Raw genomic sequence first — 19,418 nt, 5'->3', positions numbered from 1 at the left:
TGATTCGGCGCGTCGCGCACCGCGCCGTTCAGCTCACGGACGCAGATATCTCACCTGACGCGTCATCGCGGTCTCGTGGGCCTCGTGGCCGGGCAGCTGCTCCGGCACGCCGACCTGCCAGAACGCACCGGATTCGGTCCATGCCGACGGATGCGTGCGCACCACGACCACCGCGGGTCTCGACTGCCGCACGGCCGCCTCCCGGGCGTGGGCATAGGCTTCGCGAAATTCGTCCGCGCCCGTGGCGGTGAATACCACGCACCCCAGCGAATGCGCGTGCGCGGCGAAATTCACCCGTGGCGGCGCGGGATGATTGGTGCGGCAGTCGCGGTACAGATTGTTGAAACCGTTGCCGCCCTGCCCCTCCTGCAAACGGGCGATCACCGCGTATCCGTCGTTGTCGCAGACGACCGCGACGAACGGATGACCGGCGAACGCCGCGGAGAACAGCTCGGAATTGAGCATGAGATACGAACCGTCACCCAGCAGCGTGGTGACCAGCCCGTGCCGATGTGCCATGGCCGCGCCCCACGCGCCCGCGAGTTCATAACCCATACAGGAGAATCCGTATTCGACGTCCATCGTGGGTTGCCCACCTCCGGCCCGCCAGCCGCCGACCAGCTCACCCGGCAGCCCGCCGGACGAGGTCATCACGTAATCGCCCGGTTCGCTCAGATCGTTGACCGCGCCGACGATCTGGGCGTACGTCGGCGGTCCGGGGGTCGGCGCGCGCAGGCTGTCGATGTAGTCGTCCCAATCGCCGCGTACCGCCGACGCACGAGTAGTCCACTCCCGAGCCACCCGCCAACCGGACAGTTCCGGCTCCAGATCCTCCAGCGCCGCAGCGGCATCCGCCACCACCGCGAGGGCGCCACGTTTGACCGCGTCGAAGCGCGCGGCATTGATCGTGATCATCCGGACGTCGGGCGCGAAGGCCGTCCACGACGCGGTCGTGAAGTCCTGCAGACGAGTTCCCACCGCGAGCACCAGATCCGCTTGCGCCGCAAGGGCATCGGCCGATGCCGATCCGGTGACGCCGAGCGGCCCGGCGTACAGCGGGTGTTCGTGTGCGACGAGGGTGCGCCCGGCGGTGGTCTCCACGACCGGAATGCCGTGCCGCTCGGCCATTTCCAGCGCCAGCGGTCCCGCTCCCGAATACCGCGCGCCGCCGCCGAGGATCAGCAGCGGACGTTGCGCGGAGCGCAGCGCCTGCGCCGCCGCCGCGACGGCGGCGCGATCGGGGCGCGGCCGCGGGGCCGTGTGCACCACCGGCTCGAACAGCACGTCCGGGAAATCGAAGGTCTCGGCCTGCACATCCTGTGGCAGAGCGAGCGTCACCGGTCCGGCATCGGCGGGATCGGTGAGCACCCGCGCGACCTGCGGCAGCGTCGCGAGCAGCTGCTCGGGCCGGGTGATGCGGTCGAAATAGCGGCTCACCGGGCGGAACGCGTCGTTGGCGGTCACGGTCGGATCACCGAAGTGCTCGACCTGTTGCAGGACCGGATCGGGCCCGCGACCGGTGAACACGTCCCCCGGAAGCAGCAGCAGCGGAAGCCGATTCGCGTGCGCGACACCGGCCGCGGTCACCATGTTCAACGCCCCGGGCCCGATCGAGGAGGTGACCACGCCGACCTGCCGGCGGTGCACGGCCTTGGCCAGACCGACCGCCGCCAGGGCCATGCCCTGTTCGGAATGCCCACGCCAGACCGGGATCACATCGCGGCGTTCCTCGAGCGCCGTGCCCAGGCCCAGGACGTTGCCGTGGCCGAAAATGGCGAACACCGCGGGGAACAGCGGCACCTCGCGTCCGTCCAGTGTCTGTGAGCGCTGGGCGATCAGCCAGGCCACCAGTGCCTGCGCGGTCGTCAGTCGCATCCGTTGCTCCTCGTCGTGCCGGTCCTACGGTTCAGTTGCTGCCGGTCTGCCCGCATTCCGGCCCGCGTTCGGCGAGTACCCACCGTGACGCGCCGCGTACCAACCGGTTTCCGGGCGACCGCGGGCCGGACGGTCGCGGCGATGCCGGAGGTCCGACGCCGGGTCAGCACACGCGTCCGCGGTGGTCGGTGACCGGGCAGCGCGGGTCCGGCGCGGTCTCGGACCAGGTGTCGCGGATCCAGGCGTGCGCGGGATCGTCACAGAAGGCCATGGATCGCTCGGGCGCCGGGCCCGCCAGGACGTTGAGGTAGTACATCGGATAGCCGGGGGCGGCCACGCACGGCCCGTGATACCCGTGGGGTATCAGAAAGACGTCCCCATCGCGCACCGCGACGTTCTCCTCCAGCTCGCCGTCGGGGGTGTAGGTGCGATGCATGCCGAACCCCTCCCGGGCGGGTGTGATCGCATCGCGTCCGGCGATCCGGAAGTAGTAGATCTCCTCGTTCACGACCTCGCACTCGCTCGCCTCGTCGTGCTTGTGCGGCGGATAGGAGGACCAGTTCCCGTCCGGTGTGATGAGCTCGCAGGCATTGAGTTTGTCCGCGTGCTCCCAGGCCCCGGGCGTGCCGAAATTCGTGACCTGCCGGGTGGCCCGGCCCGCGCCCCGCACCTCGACCGGAACATGCTCGGCCGCACCGTATTTCGCGGGCAGACGCCGCTCACAGCGCGCCATCGGCAGCGCGATCTCCGCGCCGGATCGGGAGACGATCTCCATCTCGGCCTCACGCGGGACGTAGGCGAAATCGGTGACGCGGGTGAAAACCGTTTCCCGGCCGGTCAATTCGAAGCTCTCGCCATCCACCCGGACGGTGCAGCCACCGCTGAGCGGAAGGACGAACGCCTCGTATTCGCCGGTGTGCACCCGTCGCGGCTCCCCCGCCGGCAGCCTCAGCACGCGCAGACCCGTGTAGGTCCACCCCGCGGCCTCGGCGGTCAGCAGGAGCGGATCGTCGCCGTCCGCCGATGTGCCCGCGGGGCGGTGCAACCGGCTCATCGCGCGACGCCCCTGCGCTCGATACGAGACTGTCCGGCAGATGAGCGCTGCCGAGTACGCCGCGCCACGGCCTTGTCGGTCGGCGATGCGGGAACATGACAGACTTCCAACGTCCCGGCGGAAAAGGGAAATCGGCTCACCGCACGACTTCGCGCACAGCCGGACCGGTCGGCGGCCGACGGCACTTCGGGACGAGCCGATCCCCCAGCCTCGATGCTCAGCAGATCGGGAGCGGCACCCGCCCAGCGTGTTCCGGTCGAGTAGTGCGAGATGTTCATCGCGCCTCCGTGAGTATTCGTGCGGCGGCGTCGACCGCGCCCGCGACATCGCCGTCGGGTGGATACAACAGACTGCGGCCGACCACGAGGCCGCGCGAAACCTCGTGCCGCAGTGCGCCTCCCCATGCCGCGAGATCCGTCGCCGGGTCCCCCGAGGGCGCACCGCCGAGCAGGAGCACCGGCAGTGTGGTGGCGTCGAGCACCGAGACATCCTGCGGAGCGGGAATTTTCAGCCAGGTGTAGGCGGAGGTCACGCCGAGGCCCGAGGCGATGGTGATGGCGCGCTGGAGTGAGGCCGAATCCTTGTGCATCACCAGCGATCCGGATTCGTCGCGATGATAGGGCAGCGGTTCCACCATCGCCATCAGTCCGTTGGCGGCGAGTTCGGAGACCGCGCGAGCGCACGCCCGCAGGGTCGGGATGGTGCGCGGGTCCGAATCCACCAGCCGCAGCAGCATTTTGCCGCCGTCGAGGCCGAACTCGACCAGGGACCGGGCATCGTATCCGGTGAACCGGTCCTCGATCTCCCAGTCCGCACCGGCCAGGCCGCCGCGATTCATCGATCCGATGACGACCTTGTCGTGCAGCGCGTCCAGCAGCAGCAGTTCCTCCACCACGTCCGGTGAGCCGAGCACGCCGTCCACCGCCGGATTGTCCAGAGCGATCAGCAGTCGCTCGAGCAGCATGCGCCGATCCGCCATGGCGGTGCGGTCCGAACCGACTCCGAGCGCACCGCGAGCCGGGTGGTCCGCCGCCACCAGGAACAACGTGCCCTGCTCGGACAGCAGCCGCTCGCGGCGGCGGCGCGCGGCATAGGCACGCGCGACCGCCCCGGGTTCGGTGCTGCGCACGCGCAACAGCTCACGCCAGCGTTCGTCGGTCAGGTGCACCGTATCTCCTCATACGCTCTCCTCGGCACGCCGGTTCCGGCGCAACAGCTCCTCGATCTCGGCGGATGTGGGCATCGCGTCCGCACAGGCCAGGCGTGAAGCGACAAGCGCCCCAGCGGCATTGGCGTACTCCGCGGCCCGCCGCGGATGCCGGCCCGCCAGCAGCCCGTGCACCAGCGCACCGCCGAATCCGTCACCCGCACCGAGTCCGCACACCACCTCGACCCGGCACGGCGGTACGGTCCACCGCTGCCCGGCCGCGTCGGCGACGAACACGCCGTCCGCACCGCACTTGATCACCGCGAGCTCGACGCCGCGAGCCACCAGCCGCTCGGCGGCCGCACCCGGATCGTCGGTGCCGACCGCCACTTTCACCTCGGTTCTGTTGCCCACCACCACGTTCACGTGATCCAGCAGCGCGCCGATCTCCTGCCCAGCGGTCGCCTCGTCCGGCCAGAACATCGGCCGGTAGTCCAGATCGAGCACGGTGTGTCCGCGTCGCGCACGCCGTTCGAGCACGCGGTGCTGGGTGCCGCGCGCGGGTTCGGTGCTGACGCCGGTGCCGGTCACCCACAGCAGCGGCACGGATTCGACCACGTCCCAAGGGATATCGTCATCGGTCAGGGTCAGGTCCGGCGCGATCGGGGCACGATAGAACAGCAACGGCGGATCGGCCGGCGGATTCAGTTCGCAGAACACCACGGGCGTCAGCAGATCCGCCGAGGTGGACACGTACCGCGCGGATACTCCGAACTCCCCCAGCGCCGTTCGCACGTACTCACCGAACCCGTCCGCCCCGACCTTGGTCAGCACCGCACTGCGCCGCCCGAGCCGGGCGGCGGCCACCGCGACGTTGGTCGCGGTGCCGCCCAGCGACTTCGCGAACGTCCGGACCCGAGCCAGCGGAACACCGCTCTGTTCCGGATACAGATCCACCCCGACCCGCCCGATCGTCAGGACCTCCAGCTCGCTCACGTCGGTTCACCACCCGCGAGCAGGGCCCCACCATCGCCGTACCCCGATGGTGTGTTCGGGTCTGATGGGCTCGAGACTCCGCACGTCGACAGGATCGCCACATCGTCGCGGTCCGACCCCTTCCCGGTCATTCGGTCACCCGCTCCAATTCGTGTTCCAGCGCGGCGAGTTCGGCGCCACCGGCCATCTGACGGGTCAGCTCGGGCAGGTCGATCTCGGACTTGGCGTACGAACCGAGTGACGCGCCGCGTTTGAGCAGCAGGAAGCGATCACCGACGGGATAGGCGTGGTGCGGGTTGTGCGTGATCAGCACGACCCCGAGACCACGATCGCGCGCCTGGACGACGTACCGCAGCACCACCCCGGCCTGTTTCACGCCCAGTGCGGCGGTCGGCTCGTCCAGGATGAGCACCTTCGCGCCGTAGTGCACCGCCCGTGCGATCGCCACACACTGCCGCTGTCCGCCCGAGAGCGTACCCACCGGCTGTTCCATATCGCGGATCTCGATGCCCATGTCCCACAGCGCTTTACGCGCGATCTCGCGGCCGCGACCACGATCGAGGAGGCGCAGCGGCCCGACCCCGTAGGTCGGCTCGGAGCCCAGCACGAAGTTGCGCCACACACTCATCAGCGGCACGACCGCCAAATCCTGGTAGACCGTGGCGATTCCGCGATCGAGCGCCGCCCGCGGGTTGGCGAACCGGGTCGGCTCCCCTTCGACGAGCAGCTCACCCGAATCGTGCTGATGCACCCCGGCCAGAACCTTGATCAGCGTGGACTTTCCCGCCCCGTTGTCACCCAGAACGCAGGTGACCTCGCCGGCGTTCACCACCATGGACACGTTCTCGAGCGCGACCACGCCGCCGTAACTCTTGGTGACGCCGACGGTTTCGATCAGCGGGGTCACCTCGGACGTCTCGGTCATCGCCGAATCCTCTCCGCGCGCTTGCCGAATGCGTTGTTGACCAATACCGCCGCGAGCAGCAGCACGCCCAGGAACAACATGAACCAGTCGTCGTTCCAGCGCGCGAATACGATGCCTTGCCTGGCCATTCCGAAGATGAGCGCACCGAGGGCCGCACCGATCACCGACCCGAATCCGCCGGTCAGCAGGCAGCCGCCCACCACGGCCGCGATGATGAACTGCAGTTCCAGCCCGACGCCCTGATTCGCCTGCACGCTGCCGAACCGCAGAATGCCGCACGAGCCGACCACCCACCCGGCGAATCCGGTCCCCATGAACAGCAGGATCTTGGTCCGCACCGCGGGCACGCCGACCGCGCGGGCGCTGGGCAGCGACCCGCCCACCGCGAACGTCCAATTGCCGAATCGCGTGCGCAGCAACAGGATCGAGCCCAGGACAGTCAGCAGGATCCACCACACCACCGACGCCTGGATGCGGGTGCCGCCCAGATCGATCGTGGAGGCGAAAACCGCACCGGCCGAGGAGTATCCCGCCGCGCCGCGAATCCCGGCGACCTGCACGGTATCGGTGACCAGCCGGGTCACACCGAGATTCAGGCCCTGCAACGCGAGGAACGTACCGAGCGTCACGATGAAGCTCGGCAGCCCCGTCCGCATCACGACCCATCCGTTGAACGCGCCCACGGCCAGCGCGAACAGCAGCGAGGCCAGCAGCGCGAACCACACGTTCCAACCCGCGTGCACCGCCAGCAGCGCGGTGACCAGGGAGGTCGAGGCCGTCATCACGCCCGCCGACAGATCGAACTCCCCGCCGATCATCAACAGCGCCACCGCGACCGCCATGATGCCCAGCGTCGAGGAATCGTCGAGCCAGTTCGCGATGCCCAGCGGGCTCAGGAATCTGTCGGTGATCACGCTGAAGAAGACGAACACCAGCAGCGCGCCGAGCAGCGCTCCGATCTCGGGCCGCACGATCGCCCGTTGCAGCAGCGTGGGGCCCGAGACCGCTTCCGGCGCAGCACCCTGCGCGGCGGCCGATTCCGAAGACGTTGCGGCGGTACTCAATTCATCGCCTCTCAGCGGGTGCCCTGCGACACCAACGTCGCGATCGCGTCGACATTGTCCTTGTCCACGAACGCCGGACCGGTCTGCACCGGCGCGCCGCCGCCGACGGTATTGCGATTCGACTTGTACAGCTGCAACATCACGATCGGCAGATAGCCTTGCTCGTATTGCTGCTGATCGATGGCGAACAGCAGTTTGCCGGATTTGATGGCGTCGACGACCTCGCTGTTCAGATCGAACGTCGCGACCTGCGCGGCCGATCCCGATTCCCCGACCGCGGCCACCGCGCGCGCCGCCACCTGCGAATTGAGCGTCAGCACAGCGTCGATGGAGTGGTCAGCGTCCAGGGCGCCCTTGATCCGGGACTGTGCGTCGGTCGGGTTGTTGATGTCGACCTGCAGCGTGCTCGCGCTGCCGCCGAACCCCTTGGTCGCACCGTCGCACCGCTGATTGTCGCCGATATTGCCGGCCTCGTGAATCACGCAGAGCAGCTTGTGTTTTCCGGCCGCGGCCAGACGCTTGCCCGCGCCCTCACCCGCGGACTCCTCGCTCTGCCCGACGTGCCCGATCGCCCCGACGCCAACGCTCTGCGCCTCGCCGGAGTTGATGGTGACCACGGGAATGCCCGCGGCAACGGCCTTCTGGATCGAGGGACGCAGCGCGTCCGGATTGGCCATGGAGACCACGAGGCCGCCGACCCCCTGGGCCACGGCGTTGTCGATGAGTTTGGCCTGCTGGGTCGGATCGCCGGAGGACTGATAGTCGACCTTGACCCCGAGCTGCTTACCCGCGGCATCCGCCCCGTTCTTGACCACGTTCCAGAACGCGTCGCCCGCGCTGCCGTGCGTAACCACGGAGACCGACGTCAACGCGCCTGCCGCACTGGGGGCCTGGGGCGTGGTGGTGTTCTCGGCGGCGGGCCCGCTGCACGCGGCCAGCACCGCGGCGGTGGCGAACCACGGCAGCACACGCCGCCACCGCGATCGGACGGTGCGGGCCGGGGCGGACTTCGTTGTCATCATCTCTCCTATCAGCGCGGAACGGCGAGGGTCGGCGGAGTCACGCTCCGCTGCCTCCGGCTCCGATCCGCTCATTCCTGGGTTCCGGCGGAAACCAGTGCGGCGCCGATATGTTCGAGTCGGCGCAGACTCCGTTCGGTATCCCGGCTCGGCCCGGCGGCGGTGTCGCCCGCCGCCAGCGCCGTATCCTGTTCGAGCACATACCAACCGCGGTAACCGCCCGCGTGCGCGCACCGGATCAGGGCCTCGATGTCCACATCCCCCTCGCCCAGCGGCACGAACAGTCCCTGTCGCACGGCCACGCTGTATTCCGTTGCGCCGCTGCGAATTCGGTCCGCGAGATCGGCACGCACATCCTTGAGGTGGATATGCCCGATCCGATCGGCGTGCCGACGGGCCAGCGCCACCGGATCGACGCCGCCGATCAGCAGATGCCCGGTGTCCAAGCACAATTGGAGATCCGAGTCGGCGAGCAGCCGTTCGACCTCCGCGGCGGTCTGCACGAGCGTGCCCACATGCGGGTGCAGAACGGTTCGCAGACCGTAGCCGGCGGCGATATCGCGGATTTCGGCGGCGGTGCGGAGCAGGGTTCGCCACTGGTGATCATCGAGTTGCGGACGGGTGTCGTATCCCTCGTCTCCGGTCGCCGCCGCGAGTACCAGCACCTCGGCCCCCGCCGCGGCGAACAGCTCCGCGCTCTCGCGGGCTCTGGCACGCGCAACTGCCGGATCGCGATGCAAGGCGAGGGCGAGAAATCCACCGATCGCCGCGATACCCAAGGGAGCCAGCAGTTCCCGCAGCCGATCGGGCTCGCGCGGCAGATATCCCGGCGGCCCGAATTCGGTGGCGGTGAGCCCGAGTGCGGTCATTTCCGACAGCACGGTCGAGGCGGGCAGCACCTGCCCCCAGCCGGGCACCTCGCACACGCCCCACGAGATCGGCGCGGCGGCGATCCGCAGCGGACGCATCGGTTCGGTCATCAGAACTGCTCCGGCCTGTCGGTGCACGGTACGCTCGGCGTCATTGGAGCGCTCCAACAATGTAACCTGTGTCACGGTAGTGTCAAGAGGGCCCCGCATCGCATTTACAGGTCTTCTACCACGGAGAATGTGCCGCATCCAGGCGAATCCCGGAAAATCACGATGGTATGAATGTCCGATTGGAGCGCTCTATTGCTCGACTCGGCGGCGCGCGGTACCGTCGGCGCACAGGTTCCGCCGACCGTCCGGGAGAGGGCACGATGCAGCGACCGACGATGCAGGACGTCGCCGCACGGGCGGGCGTCTCGCGCGCCCTGGTCTCGCTCGTGATGCGCGATTCGCCGAAGGTCAGCGACCATCGCCGCCGCGCGGTCCTGGCCGCGGCCGCCGAACTCGGCTATCGGCCGCACACCATGGCCCGCTCGCTGGCCAGCCGGACCTCCAATATCGTCGGCGTGCTGGTCTCCGATCTGCACAACGCGTTCTTCGCCGACGTCGTGGAGGCCATGGACGGCGCTGCGCAGCAGGCCGGCCTCGAGCTGATCCTCAACACCGGCCGCCGCAGCCCCGCTCGCGAACGCACCGCGCTGAGCAGCCTGCTGGCCTTCCGGCCGGGCGGAATCATCCTGCTCTCACCGGTTCTCGCGGCCGCGGCGATTCGGGAGGCGTCCACGCAGTGCCCGGTCGTCATGGTCTCGCGCAGTTCGTCGGCGGCGGGCGTGGACACCGTGGACGACGACGGCGAGACGGGCTCCGCGCTGGCCGTGGATCATCTGGTCGCCCTGGGGCACAGGCGCATCGTGCACTTCGACGGGGGCGCGGCCTTCAGCGCGACCCCCCGGCGCAAGGGGTACGTCGCGGCGATGCACCGGCACGGCCTCGAACCGCTGGTCGTGCCGAGCGAGCACACCGACGAAGCGGGCATCGCGGCCGTGCGCAAACTCCTGACGGTGTTCTCCCCCAACAACTTTCCCACCGCCCTGGTGTGCGGCAACGACTTCAACGCCGTGGGCGCGATGTCCGCGCTGGAGGATGCGGGACTGCGTGTGCCGCAGGACGTCTCGGTCGTCGGTTACGACAACTCGTCGCTGGCCGCGCTGCGTCACGTCGCGCTGACCACCATCGATCAGCCGCGCACCGAGATCGGCCGCCTCGCGATCGAGGCGCTCGCCCAACGTCTGCACGCCGATCGCACCGACCCGGTCCGGCGGCGCGTGCAGCCCGCGCTGATCGTCCGCGCGACCACCGCCGCACCCGCCGATTGACCATCGAGCACACCACGCCGGTCGTACGGGTCCCCGGACTCGCCCGCCCCGCCACGAAAGGAGAACGCCCCCATGACAATCCGGATAGGCCTGGCAGGCACCGGCCGCATCGGCGCCGCACATACGGAGATCCTGCGCAACCTGCCCGCCGTGGAGGAGGTCGTCGTGGCCGATGCCGAGCCCGAACGCGCCCGCACCACCGCGGCGAAACTGGGCGTGGCGTTCGCGCCCGATATCGAGACGCTGCTCGCCTCGGATCTCACCGGTCTGGTGATCACCACAGCCACCGACGCACATCCCGAACTGATCAGCGCGGCCGTCGATCTCGGTGTCCCGGTCTTCTGCGAGAAACCGGTCGCGGCGGATATCGCGGGCACGCTCGCGGTGATCGATCATCTCGCGCACTCGCGGGTACCCGTGCAGATCGGCTTCCAGCGGCGTTTCGACGCCGGGTACCGGGCCGCCCGCGCCGCCGTCGCCTCCGGCGAACTCGGCCGCCTGCACACCCTGCGCGCCACCACGCTGGACCCCGCTCCCCCGCCGGCGGAATACATTCCGCGCTCGGGCGGGCTGTTCCGCGATTGCGGCGTACACGATTTCGACATCATCCGCTGGGTCTCGGGCCGCGAGATCACCGAGGTGACGGTCCTGGGCGCGAATCGCGGTGAACGCTTCTTCCGCGACGCCGGTGACGTGGACACCGCCGCGATCGCGTTGCGCCTGGACGACGACACCCTGGCCACGGTCTCCCTGAGCCGCTACAACGGCGCGGGCTACGACGTGCGCCTCGAGGTGCTCGGTTCGGTCGCCAATGCCATTGTGGGCCTGGATGATCGCGCACCACTGCGCTCGGTCGAACCGGACTATCCGCCGCCGCTGTTCCCCGCCTACCCCGGTTTCATGGAACGCTTCCGCCGCGCCTACATCGAGGAGCTGACCGTCTTCACCGCCGTGGCCACCGGCGAGGCCGAAAACCCCTGCGGCGCAGTCGATGCGCTCGAAGCGTTTCACGTCGCCGAGGCATGTGAGTTGTCCCGCAGGCACAATCGCACGGTGTCGGTCGCCGAGGTTCGCTGAGGCGCCTCACCCGACGACGTGCAGATACTCCCCGTAGAACAGCATCAGCCCGATGGCCGCGGCGATCCCGCCCAGTATCCAGAACCGGATGATGACGGTCGTCTCGGCCCATTTGCTCAACTCGAAATGGTGATGGAACGGCGCCATCTTGAACAACCGGCTGCGCGTGGTGCGGAAGACCACGATCTGCAGCAACACCGAGGCAATCTCCGCGACGAACAGTGCGCCGATCACCACGGTCAGCAGTTCGGTCCGGGTGGTGACGGACAGCCCGGCCAGCATTCCGCCCAGCGCCAGCGATCCGGTGTCGCCCATGAAGATCCGCGCCGGCGCGGCATTCCACCACAGGAATCCGACGCAGGACGCCACCCCGGCCGCGCACACCACGGCCAGGTCGAGCGGATCACGGACGTCGTAGCAGCCGATCTCGGGCCGGGTGGAACAGGAGTTGATGTACTGCCACGACGTCACCACCACGTACGCGCCCAGCGCCAGGCCCATCGATCCGGCCGCCAGCCCGTCCAGCCCGTCGGTGATGTTCACCGCGTTCGACCAGGCCACCACCAGAAAGGACACGACCAGCAGGAATGCGACGAGCCCGAAGGCGACGGTATCGATATCGCGCACATAGGACACGTGCACACTGGCCGGGGTCAACCCAGTACTGCTCGGAAAACGCAGCGCGAGCACCCCGAAGATCAGTGCCGCGGCGATCTGCCCGGCGAACTTCCCGCCCGCGGTCAGCCCGAGATTGCGTCTTCGGCGGACCTTGAGCAGGTCATCGACGAACCCGACCGCACCCAGCGCCGTCGCCAGGCCCAGCACCAGCAGGCCCGAGGCCGAAATCCCCGGCGGATGGTAGTGCGCCCCGATCAGATGCGCGCCCAGATACCCCGCCCACATACCGGCGAGGATGGCGATACCGCCCATCGTCGGCGTGCCGCGTTTGGCCTGGTGACTCGCCGGGCCCTCGGCGCGGATCTCCTGTCCGACATCGCTGCGGGTGAACCACCTGATCAGTAACGGCGTCAACGTGATCGAGACCGCGAGCGCGATCATGGCCGCGAAGAGGACCTGGTTCATGCGCTCCCGTACCACCGACTACAGCCGCCGACCACTCCGGCGGATTTCACCGATGGTAACCATGCCCGCTTTCCACCCGCCGTGCCCCGGTCCGGAACGACGCGAGATCGAAACCAACGGCCGCGTAACCGGTTCCGGCACGCGCCTGCGACAACCGTTGCGCGCAGACCGAATTCCCGCGCCCGACCGGCTCACACCCCGACGAACGGCTCCCCGCGCTCCAGGTACACCGTGCGACCCTCGTGATAGGCCGCGTACGCCTGCCGCAGCCGGCTCGACAGCCGCGGCACCGCGTAGTCGTCGAGCGCCGCGACTGGCACCCATTCCCACCGATCCAGCTCGCTGTCCTGCAGCACGATGGCCGATTCGTCGCCGAGCCGACCGCAGTCGAACACGAACAGCAGCCGATCGGTACCGTCGTGCGGTGCCCAATCACAGACCAGCAGACGCCGGGGCGGCCGCGCGATGCCGAGTTCCTCGGCGATCTCCCGGCGGCACGCCTCCACCGGGGCCTCGCTCACGTCCACGAATCCGCCGGGGATGTCCCAGCCGTCGCCGTAGGTCTTGTGCACCAGCAGTACCGACTCGTCACGCACGAACAGTGCTCCGGCGGCGAGCCACGGTCGGGCGAAAACTTCAGGGGTATAACTGGTTTGCTCAAACGAGGCATTCATGTCGCCCACCGACCTCACCAGCCCGCACGATGCGAGACTTCATTCCGGATCCGTACATTCGCCGAACACGATCTCATACCGGCACTGCCGCGCGCCCGGCATCCGCACAGGACGGCGCAGGGAGCGATCGGTTTTCATCTGGGCCGCACCGGGTTTCATGGGTATCGATAGGTATGCATAATTACCCCGCCGCCTGGCAATTCTGATATCGATGACCCATGGCGAACGATGCGCTCGAGCCCGAGTACCGATTCAAGTGCTACAACGTGTCGGGTCTGGGTACCATCACGCCGCTTCTGGTCGCGGAGACGACCCTCTGCGGGCTGTACGTCCTGCACTTCTCCGACGGTGAGGCGTATGTGGGACAGTCGGTCAACGTGGCGGCCAGATTCTCCGCGCACGCCCGGATGTGGAACGACATCGAGACGATCGATTTCGCACCGTGGCCGGTCGAGGACCTCGACTTCGCCGAACGTCACCTGATCTCGCTGCTGGAGCAGACCACCGAACTGCGCAACAAGCAGTGGGTCTATCTGGCCGGTGACGACGACGACGAATTCGTCCCGGTCGAGCACGCGCGCTCGATCGTGCTGCCCTGGGACCGCGGATCACGCACCACGGTGGACACCGGAACCGCCGGCGAGCAACGACACCGCTACTGGGAGCTGCACCGGCACAACGACTATCCCGCGCTGCGTGCCGCCATCGCGCTGTACATCAACGAGACGATTCCGGATCCGGTGAACACGCAACGCTATCTGTGGAACATCTCCGCGCTGCCGACCCGTTCGCGGGGCGGGCGCCGGCTGATGACATTGCGCTGCGGGGGCCTGGAGACGTTGTTCGTCTCGGAAAGCAAACTCGACGACGGCAGTCTCTACACCACGATCCGGATGAACGTCGACATCCCGCACGGGATGGCCGACGAGGACCTGACCATCGAGAGCGATCTGTTCCACGCCCTACCCGGTACCTATCGCAATCAGCGCGTGTGGTCGTGGGTCTTCGGGCTGTACGACCTGATCGAGGAGGACATCAACGTCGACTCGGTCACCAGCGGTTACGACTTCTTCGACCTCGCCTACAGCCTCAACATCCGGATGATGCGCCGCGGCATCTCCCGCTACGCCCGCAACCACAATCAGGATCTGGCCAACGACGTGCTGACCGAGGCGTACCGGCAGCAGATGGACTTCGGCGGGGAACTCTGACCCACGCGGATCACCCCGCTCGGTACAAGGCCGCCCACCGCCGAGCCGGTCGGCGGGACGCTGATCACCCTCAGTGAATCCTGTACAGATCGCTGTGCCGGGGGTGCGGCTGCGGCTCGGCGAACAGGTACTGCACGCGGCACCGCATGCAGATCGGATGCGCCCGGTGATGCTTGTTGATCATCCACCGGTCGCAGTTGGCGCAGTTCGTGGAGGTCGGCGGATCGGACAGCTCCGACCAGCCGATCAGCAGCCCAGTGATCACCAGGATCAGGACGACCACCGGCAGTGCGAAAGCCAGAATATCCAAGGCCATGGGCTCAACTCCTTCTGCAAATATCGTACTACGATACTTATATGTCGTGACCCGATACAAGGGCGGTAGGGTGTGAACAATCAGTCATTCGCACCGACCGGTACGCGATACGAGGGAACTGGAACGGCATGCCCAAGCTGACATCGCGTGACTACAGCACGCTCCTGCACTTCCGCACCGCCCTACGCCGCTTCGAGCGCTGGAGCGAGGAACGCGCCAAGCAGGTAGGCCTCACCCCCGCCCAACACCAACTCCTGCTGGCGATCACCGGCCACACCGACCACCAAGGCCCTACCATCGGCGAGGTAGCCGACTACCTCACCGTCCGCCACCACAGCGCAGTCGGCCTGGTCGACCGGGCCGTGGAAGCCGGTCTGGTGCAACGCATTCGGGATCCACAGGATTCACGGGTGGTCCGGTTGATCGCCACGGCGTTGGGAGAAGAGCGAATCGAGGCCCTCAGCGAACTGCATCTCGCCGAATTGGGAAGGCTCACTCCCCTACTCGACCACCTGACCGCGAGCCTGCCCATCCCCGAGGTCCAAGCCGAAGGGTAAGCGCTGCCGCCATTTCACACGCCATCGATCTCACGGCGCGGCCCACCCCGAAAGTTCTCCTCATCGAACAACACCCACTGCCCCACCGCGATCTCGAACATTCGCGACGCCCCCTCCGGCATCGCCTGCACCACCCCCGCCGCCTTCGGCCAGCGAGCAACGAACGCCCGACCCAAGTCATCGATACCAGTCCCAGGCAGCTGCCGCGCCCGCCCGGTGAACGAAACCCCACGAGCCGTCAGCCCGAGTTCCGCCGGCGGATTGTCCAGAATCGCCCCCGCGACCGCGGGGTTGCGCCGAATGTTGTTCGAATGCAGCCGATCGGTGCGGGAGACGAAATACAACCGATCCGGCCTGAATGCCGCTAGGTACCACACGCTGCACACCGATGGTGTGCCGTCCCCGCATACCGTCGACAGCTGCATCAGCTTGGCGTCCCGGACGTACTCCTCGAGAAGCTCGCGTTCATCCACGGCTACACGCTACGGCCGTAGATTCCGGACAGGTCCGATGACACTCGTGTGGGCCTGGAACTCAAAGCCGCCGAGATCGGTCCGCAGTCCGTCGCCCGGCTGCCTCCAGAATATGCAACGCCATAGCCTTGCGCGGACAGGTGTCGAGATGACAACTCGAGTGCAACTGCATGTTCCGGTGTGCCGCGGCAACATCGAAAGGATCGCCCGGTGCCGCGTGAATCTGTATGTTCGGCCACTGCTCCCTTCCCGCAAAGGCTCTCGCGCCACCGGCTTTCGACGCGTGAGGAGTCATCTCATTACCCACGTCTACGCTCGGCCACAGGCACGCCGCCAGTGCCACTGCGCCCACGCTGAGGCCGACTACGGCCAGAAACGACCACACTGAACTCCAGCTACAGACGACGGTGGCCGCTGTCTCCTGTCGGTCCACAGCACATCGCTGTAGACCGCATCCAACAGATGAATTGTGCTGATAGACATATCGAAAGCACCCCTCGGCCACGTACGACAATGCCGCTCGGCCGGTAGCACTGCTCCGGAGACCCAGCGCAGTCACCGATCACCGTCGAGGGTCTCGACAGGCGCGAATGTCACAGCGGGAGTGACAGTTTCGACAGCACATACATGACGAAGACTCCCGGGAGCGCCGCCGAGATGCTCGAGGCTCGGGACCACGATCGCGTTCACGTTGTACACAGACGCGAGAGCGATCAATCGAGCACTCGAATCATCAACTGTCGCACTGTAATAGAGAACAAGTCGTGCGAAGATGTATCCGAGCTGCACCGCGTGCCGATGAACGGCCACTTCGTTGTCCGGCCACCCAGGCAATGAACTATCGATGTAACCGATCGCCCGCCGAACCCCTGCTACTCCATCGTCCATATGCGGCTGCCACGTCCACGGCGGCATTCTCGATCGTCCACCACACGACAGCAGACCAACAACGTTCGATATCACCTTCGATTCCCTCCTGAATGCTTGAAAAGCACCCGCCGACGGAGACTTCCGGACCACGCCCACGCGAGGGCGATCGGCACCGGCCTCGTCAACCCGGCGGCGGGGCTGGTTCAAGGTTCGTCCGACACCGCCGGGGATTGAAGCCACACGGCAGCTACGGAACCTCTACGCTGCAGATACGGACCAGCGGACGCAGGCGGTGAAGATCGCAATGAGCGTGACCAGATGGACAGGCAGGGAAGTTCGCGCACTGCGCGTCGATGCACTCCGCATCACACAGCGCGAGTTCGCCGAGCGGCTCGGCTTCAGCGAGGCAGTCATCAGGAAGTGGGAAGGTCGGGGAGACACGATCACACTGGTTCGCCAGTTCGCCGCAGCAATGGACACGCTGTTGCAGCGCCTGGACGAGCACCAAGCCGCACGCTTCGAGACCGCACTTGGTGTGCACCGGGCACTGCCTCAGCCCGCAGACGACACCGTGAGCGCCGTCGAAGCGCGGCTCCCGGATCTCCGCCGCGCCCTCGACTCCCACGACATGCCTGAAGACGGCCCGGTACGATCGGTCACGCTACTCCGCGAGACTGTCGCCTCGGTGATCGCAGATCGACTCAACTCGAACTACCTGCGACTCGCCTGCGAACTCCCCTCCCTACTGACCGAGCTGCATCGGGCGCGTCTCCAACGTCCCGGCATGGAAATGAACTCCCTTCTCGCGCAGGCATACCGCGCCGCGGACGCGATCGCCGACAAGTACGGCTACACGGACCTGTCCGCGCGCATCATCGGCATGATGTACGACGCCGCACTCGGATCCGGTGATGAACTTCTGGCCGCGACGACAACCTACGTCCGCAGCGAACTCTTCTTCGGCAATCGCCAATTCGCCACCGGACGCAAACTCCTCGAAGCTGCTGCGTGCAGTGTTAATCCAACAGACTCGGTCCGCGCCGCAGCCACTTTCGGCACTCTGCACATGCGCGCAGCAGTCCTCGCCGGCCGCGAGCTCCTGCCCGATGTCGCACGAGCACACCTCGGCGAGGCACAACGTGCCGCAGAGTCGGTTGCCGAATCCTCGTATCTGGGAACCGCCTTCGGGCAGTCATCAGTACAGATCCACCGAATGTCCCTCAACATCGAGCTCGGCGACATCGACGCAGCCCTCACTGTCGCGCGGAACTGGTTCCCCGCCAACGACGTCCCCGCTGAGCGTCGCTCCCATTTCTACATCGACCTGGCCCGTGCCAACATACAGGCCAACAAGCGCGACGATGCCATGACCGCAATCCAGAAGGCACACGCGATCGCTCCACAGCACACCAGCAGTCATCCTCGGGTGAAAGACATGCTGACCCGGCTCAGCACCTAGGTGACCAGATCAACCAGTTCATCAAGCGAACTGATCACCCAATCAGCTTCCCCTCGAGCTGCAACATCATCGGCCCACAGATATCCCCACGGCCCTCGCCGAATGAGCGCACACCGAAGGCCAGCCGCGCGAGCAGGAATCATGTCGTTGTCCCGGTGATCGCCCACGTAGAGGATCTCGTCCTTCGCACCCGGCGCGAACTCTGCAACACGGTCGAAGAAGGCAGAATCCGGCTTCGCAACACCCCACTCACCCGATGTCGCGATCGCATCGCAGGGGAGATCGAGCGCCCGTAGCAGGCCAGCCGCGCGGGCGGTCTGGTTGCCGGCGACTCCAACCCACACTCCTCGCTTCCGAAGAGCGGACATCGCAGATCTGACGTCCTGATAGAGATCTTCTTCGGCGATGTTCTCCCCGACGCCGGCTTCCTCCCGAAGCTGCCGCTCATGTTGCACATCGAAGCCGGGCCGGAAATACTGGAACGTCTCCGCATTATTGGCCCCACTAGCAGTCACCGCTCCCAGCACGGCTGAAAAGGTATGACGCGGAACCCCGATCCAGTCAGCCCAGACCCCGAACTCACGACTGTCATCGAGCAGGGTTTCACCCACGTCGAAAATGATCGACCGGATCAAGATGCTCACCTCACACTGTATCTGGCGCACAACCGAGACTGTCATGGCACAACAAGCCTGAGCAGAGCCTCTGCGTCGCTACACCTCCCGCGATCCACCAATGCCTTCATTACACACAGCACATCCTGCGGCTCGCGCTCGCGACTCGCGCTGTGGATGATCGCATCCGCCGCATCATGCAAGTCGATGACTCGGCATGAGTCAATAGCATCTGCTGCGTCCGCTGGACTGAGACCAGCGCCTATCCAACGAACCTGACTGCTCAAGTCTTCGAGCTTGCCGGCAGCGACCAAAGCCCGCAGATGCAAGGCGTCCGGCCATCGCAGATCCGTGTGCGGCTCGTTGCGCCGGTCCCCCTCTGCCGGGGGGACCGGCGCAACACTCCGAGTAACAGGCGGCACACCGGCCGAAGCGCTAACCGCCCCTTCAACAGACCCAGCACCACCGCAGGCATCGCAGGGAGTTCCACACGCAGAGCATGTCCGTTGTCGGCGGTGGACCTTCAAATCCCTATGAGCCAGGGGGCGAATTTCCCAGTCCTCATAGGACAAATCAGGCCTGTCGGATTCGCCCACCGCCGCCATCCTGCAGTGCTCCAAGTCATCCAACGCCGGAATGCGCTCGATGCCCGCCAACTCAGCCGCATGCTTGTAGACCCTTCGGAGGTCGTCAGGCGCCGGAATCTTCTGCCGTCCGTGCACCCAGTTGTGCAGCGCAGTCTTTGGGACCTCAGTCCCT

At 66.9% G+C, this 19,418-nt stretch carries 18 protein-coding genes; 5 read left to right on the top strand and 13 right to left on the bottom strand.

Translation table 11 applies throughout. The features are described from left to right. Nucleotides 1–33 precede the first annotated feature (33 nt). The 8 genes from iolD to AC5WS7_RS15550 form a co-directional block, all read right to left on the bottom strand. Entirely contained in the window at nt 34–1,875 is a 1,842-nt protein-coding gene (gene iolD / locus AC5WS7_RS15585) for a 3D-(3,5/4)-trihydroxycyclohexane-1,2-dione acylhydrolase (decyclizing) (RefSeq protein ID WP_495955223.1), read from the bottom strand. 163 nt (nt 1,876–2,038) lie between these two features. Next, nucleotides 2,039–2,929 carry a 5-deoxy-glucuronate isomerase gene (gene iolB, locus AC5WS7_RS15580; RefSeq protein ID WP_495955222.1) on the bottom strand — a complete coding sequence of 297 codons (891 nt, stop codon included), beginning with the start codon at nt 2,927–2,929 and terminating at the stop codon, nt 2,039–2,041. Between the two features lie 274 nt (nt 2,930–3,203). Then, a complete protein-coding gene (locus AC5WS7_RS15575) occupies nt 3,204–4,097 on the bottom strand; it encodes a Cgl0159 family (beta/alpha)8-fold protein (protein ID WP_495955221.1) in 894 nt (297 codons plus the stop codon). A gap of 9 nt (nt 4,098–4,106) precedes the next feature. Next, entirely contained in the window at nt 4,107–5,072 is a 966-nt protein-coding gene (iolC, locus tag AC5WS7_RS15570) for a 5-dehydro-2-deoxygluconokinase (protein ID WP_495955220.1), read from the bottom strand. A gap of 127 nt (nt 5,073–5,199) precedes the next feature. Next, nucleotides 5,200–5,997, bottom strand: a complete 798-nt coding sequence (locus tag AC5WS7_RS15565) for an ATP-binding cassette domain-containing protein (protein WP_495955219.1) — start codon at nt 5,995–5,997, stop codon at nt 5,200–5,202. Next, a complete protein-coding gene (locus AC5WS7_RS15560) occupies nt 5,994–7,061 on the bottom strand; it encodes an ABC transporter permease (protein ID WP_495955218.1) in 1,068 nt (355 codons plus the stop codon). The genes AC5WS7_RS15565 and AC5WS7_RS15560 overlap by 4 nt, the downstream gene beginning before the upstream one ends. A gap of 11 nt (nt 7,062–7,072) precedes the next feature. Continuing rightward, nucleotides 7,073–8,080 (bottom strand): sugar ABC transporter substrate-binding protein, encoded by a 1,008-nt coding sequence (locus tag AC5WS7_RS15555; RefSeq protein WP_495955217.1) that lies wholly within the window; start codon nt 8,078–8,080, stop codon nt 7,073–7,075. A gap of 71 nt (nt 8,081–8,151) precedes the next feature. Beyond that, a complete protein-coding gene (locus tag AC5WS7_RS15550; RefSeq protein ID WP_495955216.1) occupies nt 8,152–9,060 on the bottom strand; it encodes a TIM barrel protein in 909 nt (302 codons plus the stop codon). Between the two features lie 260 nt (nt 9,061–9,320). Here AC5WS7_RS15550 and AC5WS7_RS15545 point away from each other — a divergent pair, with 260 nt between their 5' ends. After that, nucleotides 9,321–10,325, top strand: coding sequence for a LacI family DNA-binding transcriptional regulator (locus AC5WS7_RS15545; protein WP_495955215.1), 1,005 nt, complete (start codon nt 9,321–9,323; stop codon nt 10,323–10,325). Nucleotides 10,326–10,397: 72 nt separating this feature from the next. After that, the gene (locus AC5WS7_RS15540; protein ID WP_495955214.1) at nt 10,398–11,402 is read left to right on the top strand and encodes a Gfo/Idh/MocA family protein; all 1,005 of its coding nucleotides are present in this window, start codon (nt 10,398–10,400) and stop codon (nt 11,400–11,402) included. 6 nt (nt 11,403–11,408) lie between these two features. On the opposite strand, the gene mraY is transcribed toward AC5WS7_RS15540, so the two are convergent. Beyond that, nucleotides 11,409–12,485: a phospho-N-acetylmuramoyl-pentapeptide-transferase gene (gene mraY, locus AC5WS7_RS15535; RefSeq protein WP_495955213.1), complete on the bottom strand. Its 1,077-nt coding sequence runs from the start codon at nt 12,483–12,485 to the stop codon at nt 11,409–11,411. Nucleotides 12,486–12,676: 191 nt separating this feature from the next. Then, complete coding sequence (locus AC5WS7_RS15530) at nt 12,677–13,159, bottom strand: NUDIX domain-containing protein (RefSeq protein WP_495955212.1); 483 nt, start codon at nt 13,157–13,159, stop codon at nt 12,677–12,679. 218 nt (nt 13,160–13,377) lie between these two features. Between AC5WS7_RS15530 and AC5WS7_RS15525 the strand changes: the two genes are divergently transcribed. Next, on the top strand, nt 13,378–14,370 hold the full coding sequence (locus tag AC5WS7_RS15525; protein ID WP_495955211.1) for a GIY-YIG nuclease family protein: 993 nt from the start codon (nt 13,378–13,380) through the stop codon (nt 14,368–14,370). Between the two features lie 70 nt (nt 14,371–14,440). Here the strand turns inward: AC5WS7_RS15525 and AC5WS7_RS15520 are convergent, their stop codons facing one another. Continuing rightward, nucleotides 14,441–14,686, bottom strand: coding sequence for a hypothetical protein (locus tag AC5WS7_RS15520; protein ID WP_495955210.1), 246 nt, complete (start codon nt 14,684–14,686; stop codon nt 14,441–14,443). 128 nt (nt 14,687–14,814) lie between these two features. Between AC5WS7_RS15520 and AC5WS7_RS15515 the strand changes: the two genes are divergently transcribed. After that, nucleotides 14,815–15,243: a MarR family winged helix-turn-helix transcriptional regulator gene (locus AC5WS7_RS15515; protein WP_495955209.1), complete on the top strand. Its 429-nt coding sequence runs from the start codon at nt 14,815–14,817 to the stop codon at nt 15,241–15,243. Nucleotides 15,244–15,257: 14 nt separating this feature from the next. Here AC5WS7_RS15515 and AC5WS7_RS15510 read toward each other — a convergent pair whose 3' ends face one another. Continuing rightward, nucleotides 15,258–15,716 carry a pyridoxamine 5'-phosphate oxidase family protein gene (locus AC5WS7_RS15510; protein ID WP_495955208.1) on the bottom strand — a complete coding sequence of 153 codons (459 nt, stop codon included), beginning with the start codon at nt 15,714–15,716 and terminating at the stop codon, nt 15,258–15,260. Between the two features lie 1,162 nt (nt 15,717–16,878). On the opposite strand from AC5WS7_RS15510, the gene AC5WS7_RS15505 reads away from it, so the two are divergent. Then, on the top strand, nt 16,879–18,045 hold the full coding sequence (locus AC5WS7_RS15505) for a hypothetical protein (RefSeq protein WP_495955207.1): 1,167 nt from the start codon (nt 16,879–16,881) through the stop codon (nt 18,043–18,045). Here the strand turns inward: AC5WS7_RS15505 and AC5WS7_RS15500 are convergent. Continuing rightward, complete coding sequence (locus AC5WS7_RS15500) at nt 18,042–18,689, bottom strand: HAD family hydrolase (protein WP_495955206.1); 648 nt, start codon at nt 18,687–18,689, stop codon at nt 18,042–18,044. The two genes, AC5WS7_RS15505 and AC5WS7_RS15500, sit on opposite strands and share 4 nt — an antisense overlap. Nucleotides 18,690–19,418 lie beyond the last annotated feature (729 nt).

The sequence above is a fragment of the Nocardia sp. PLKS1-43 genome (genome assembly GCF_059510335.1).
This window is presented reverse-complemented; position numbering and strand designations above follow the sequence as displayed.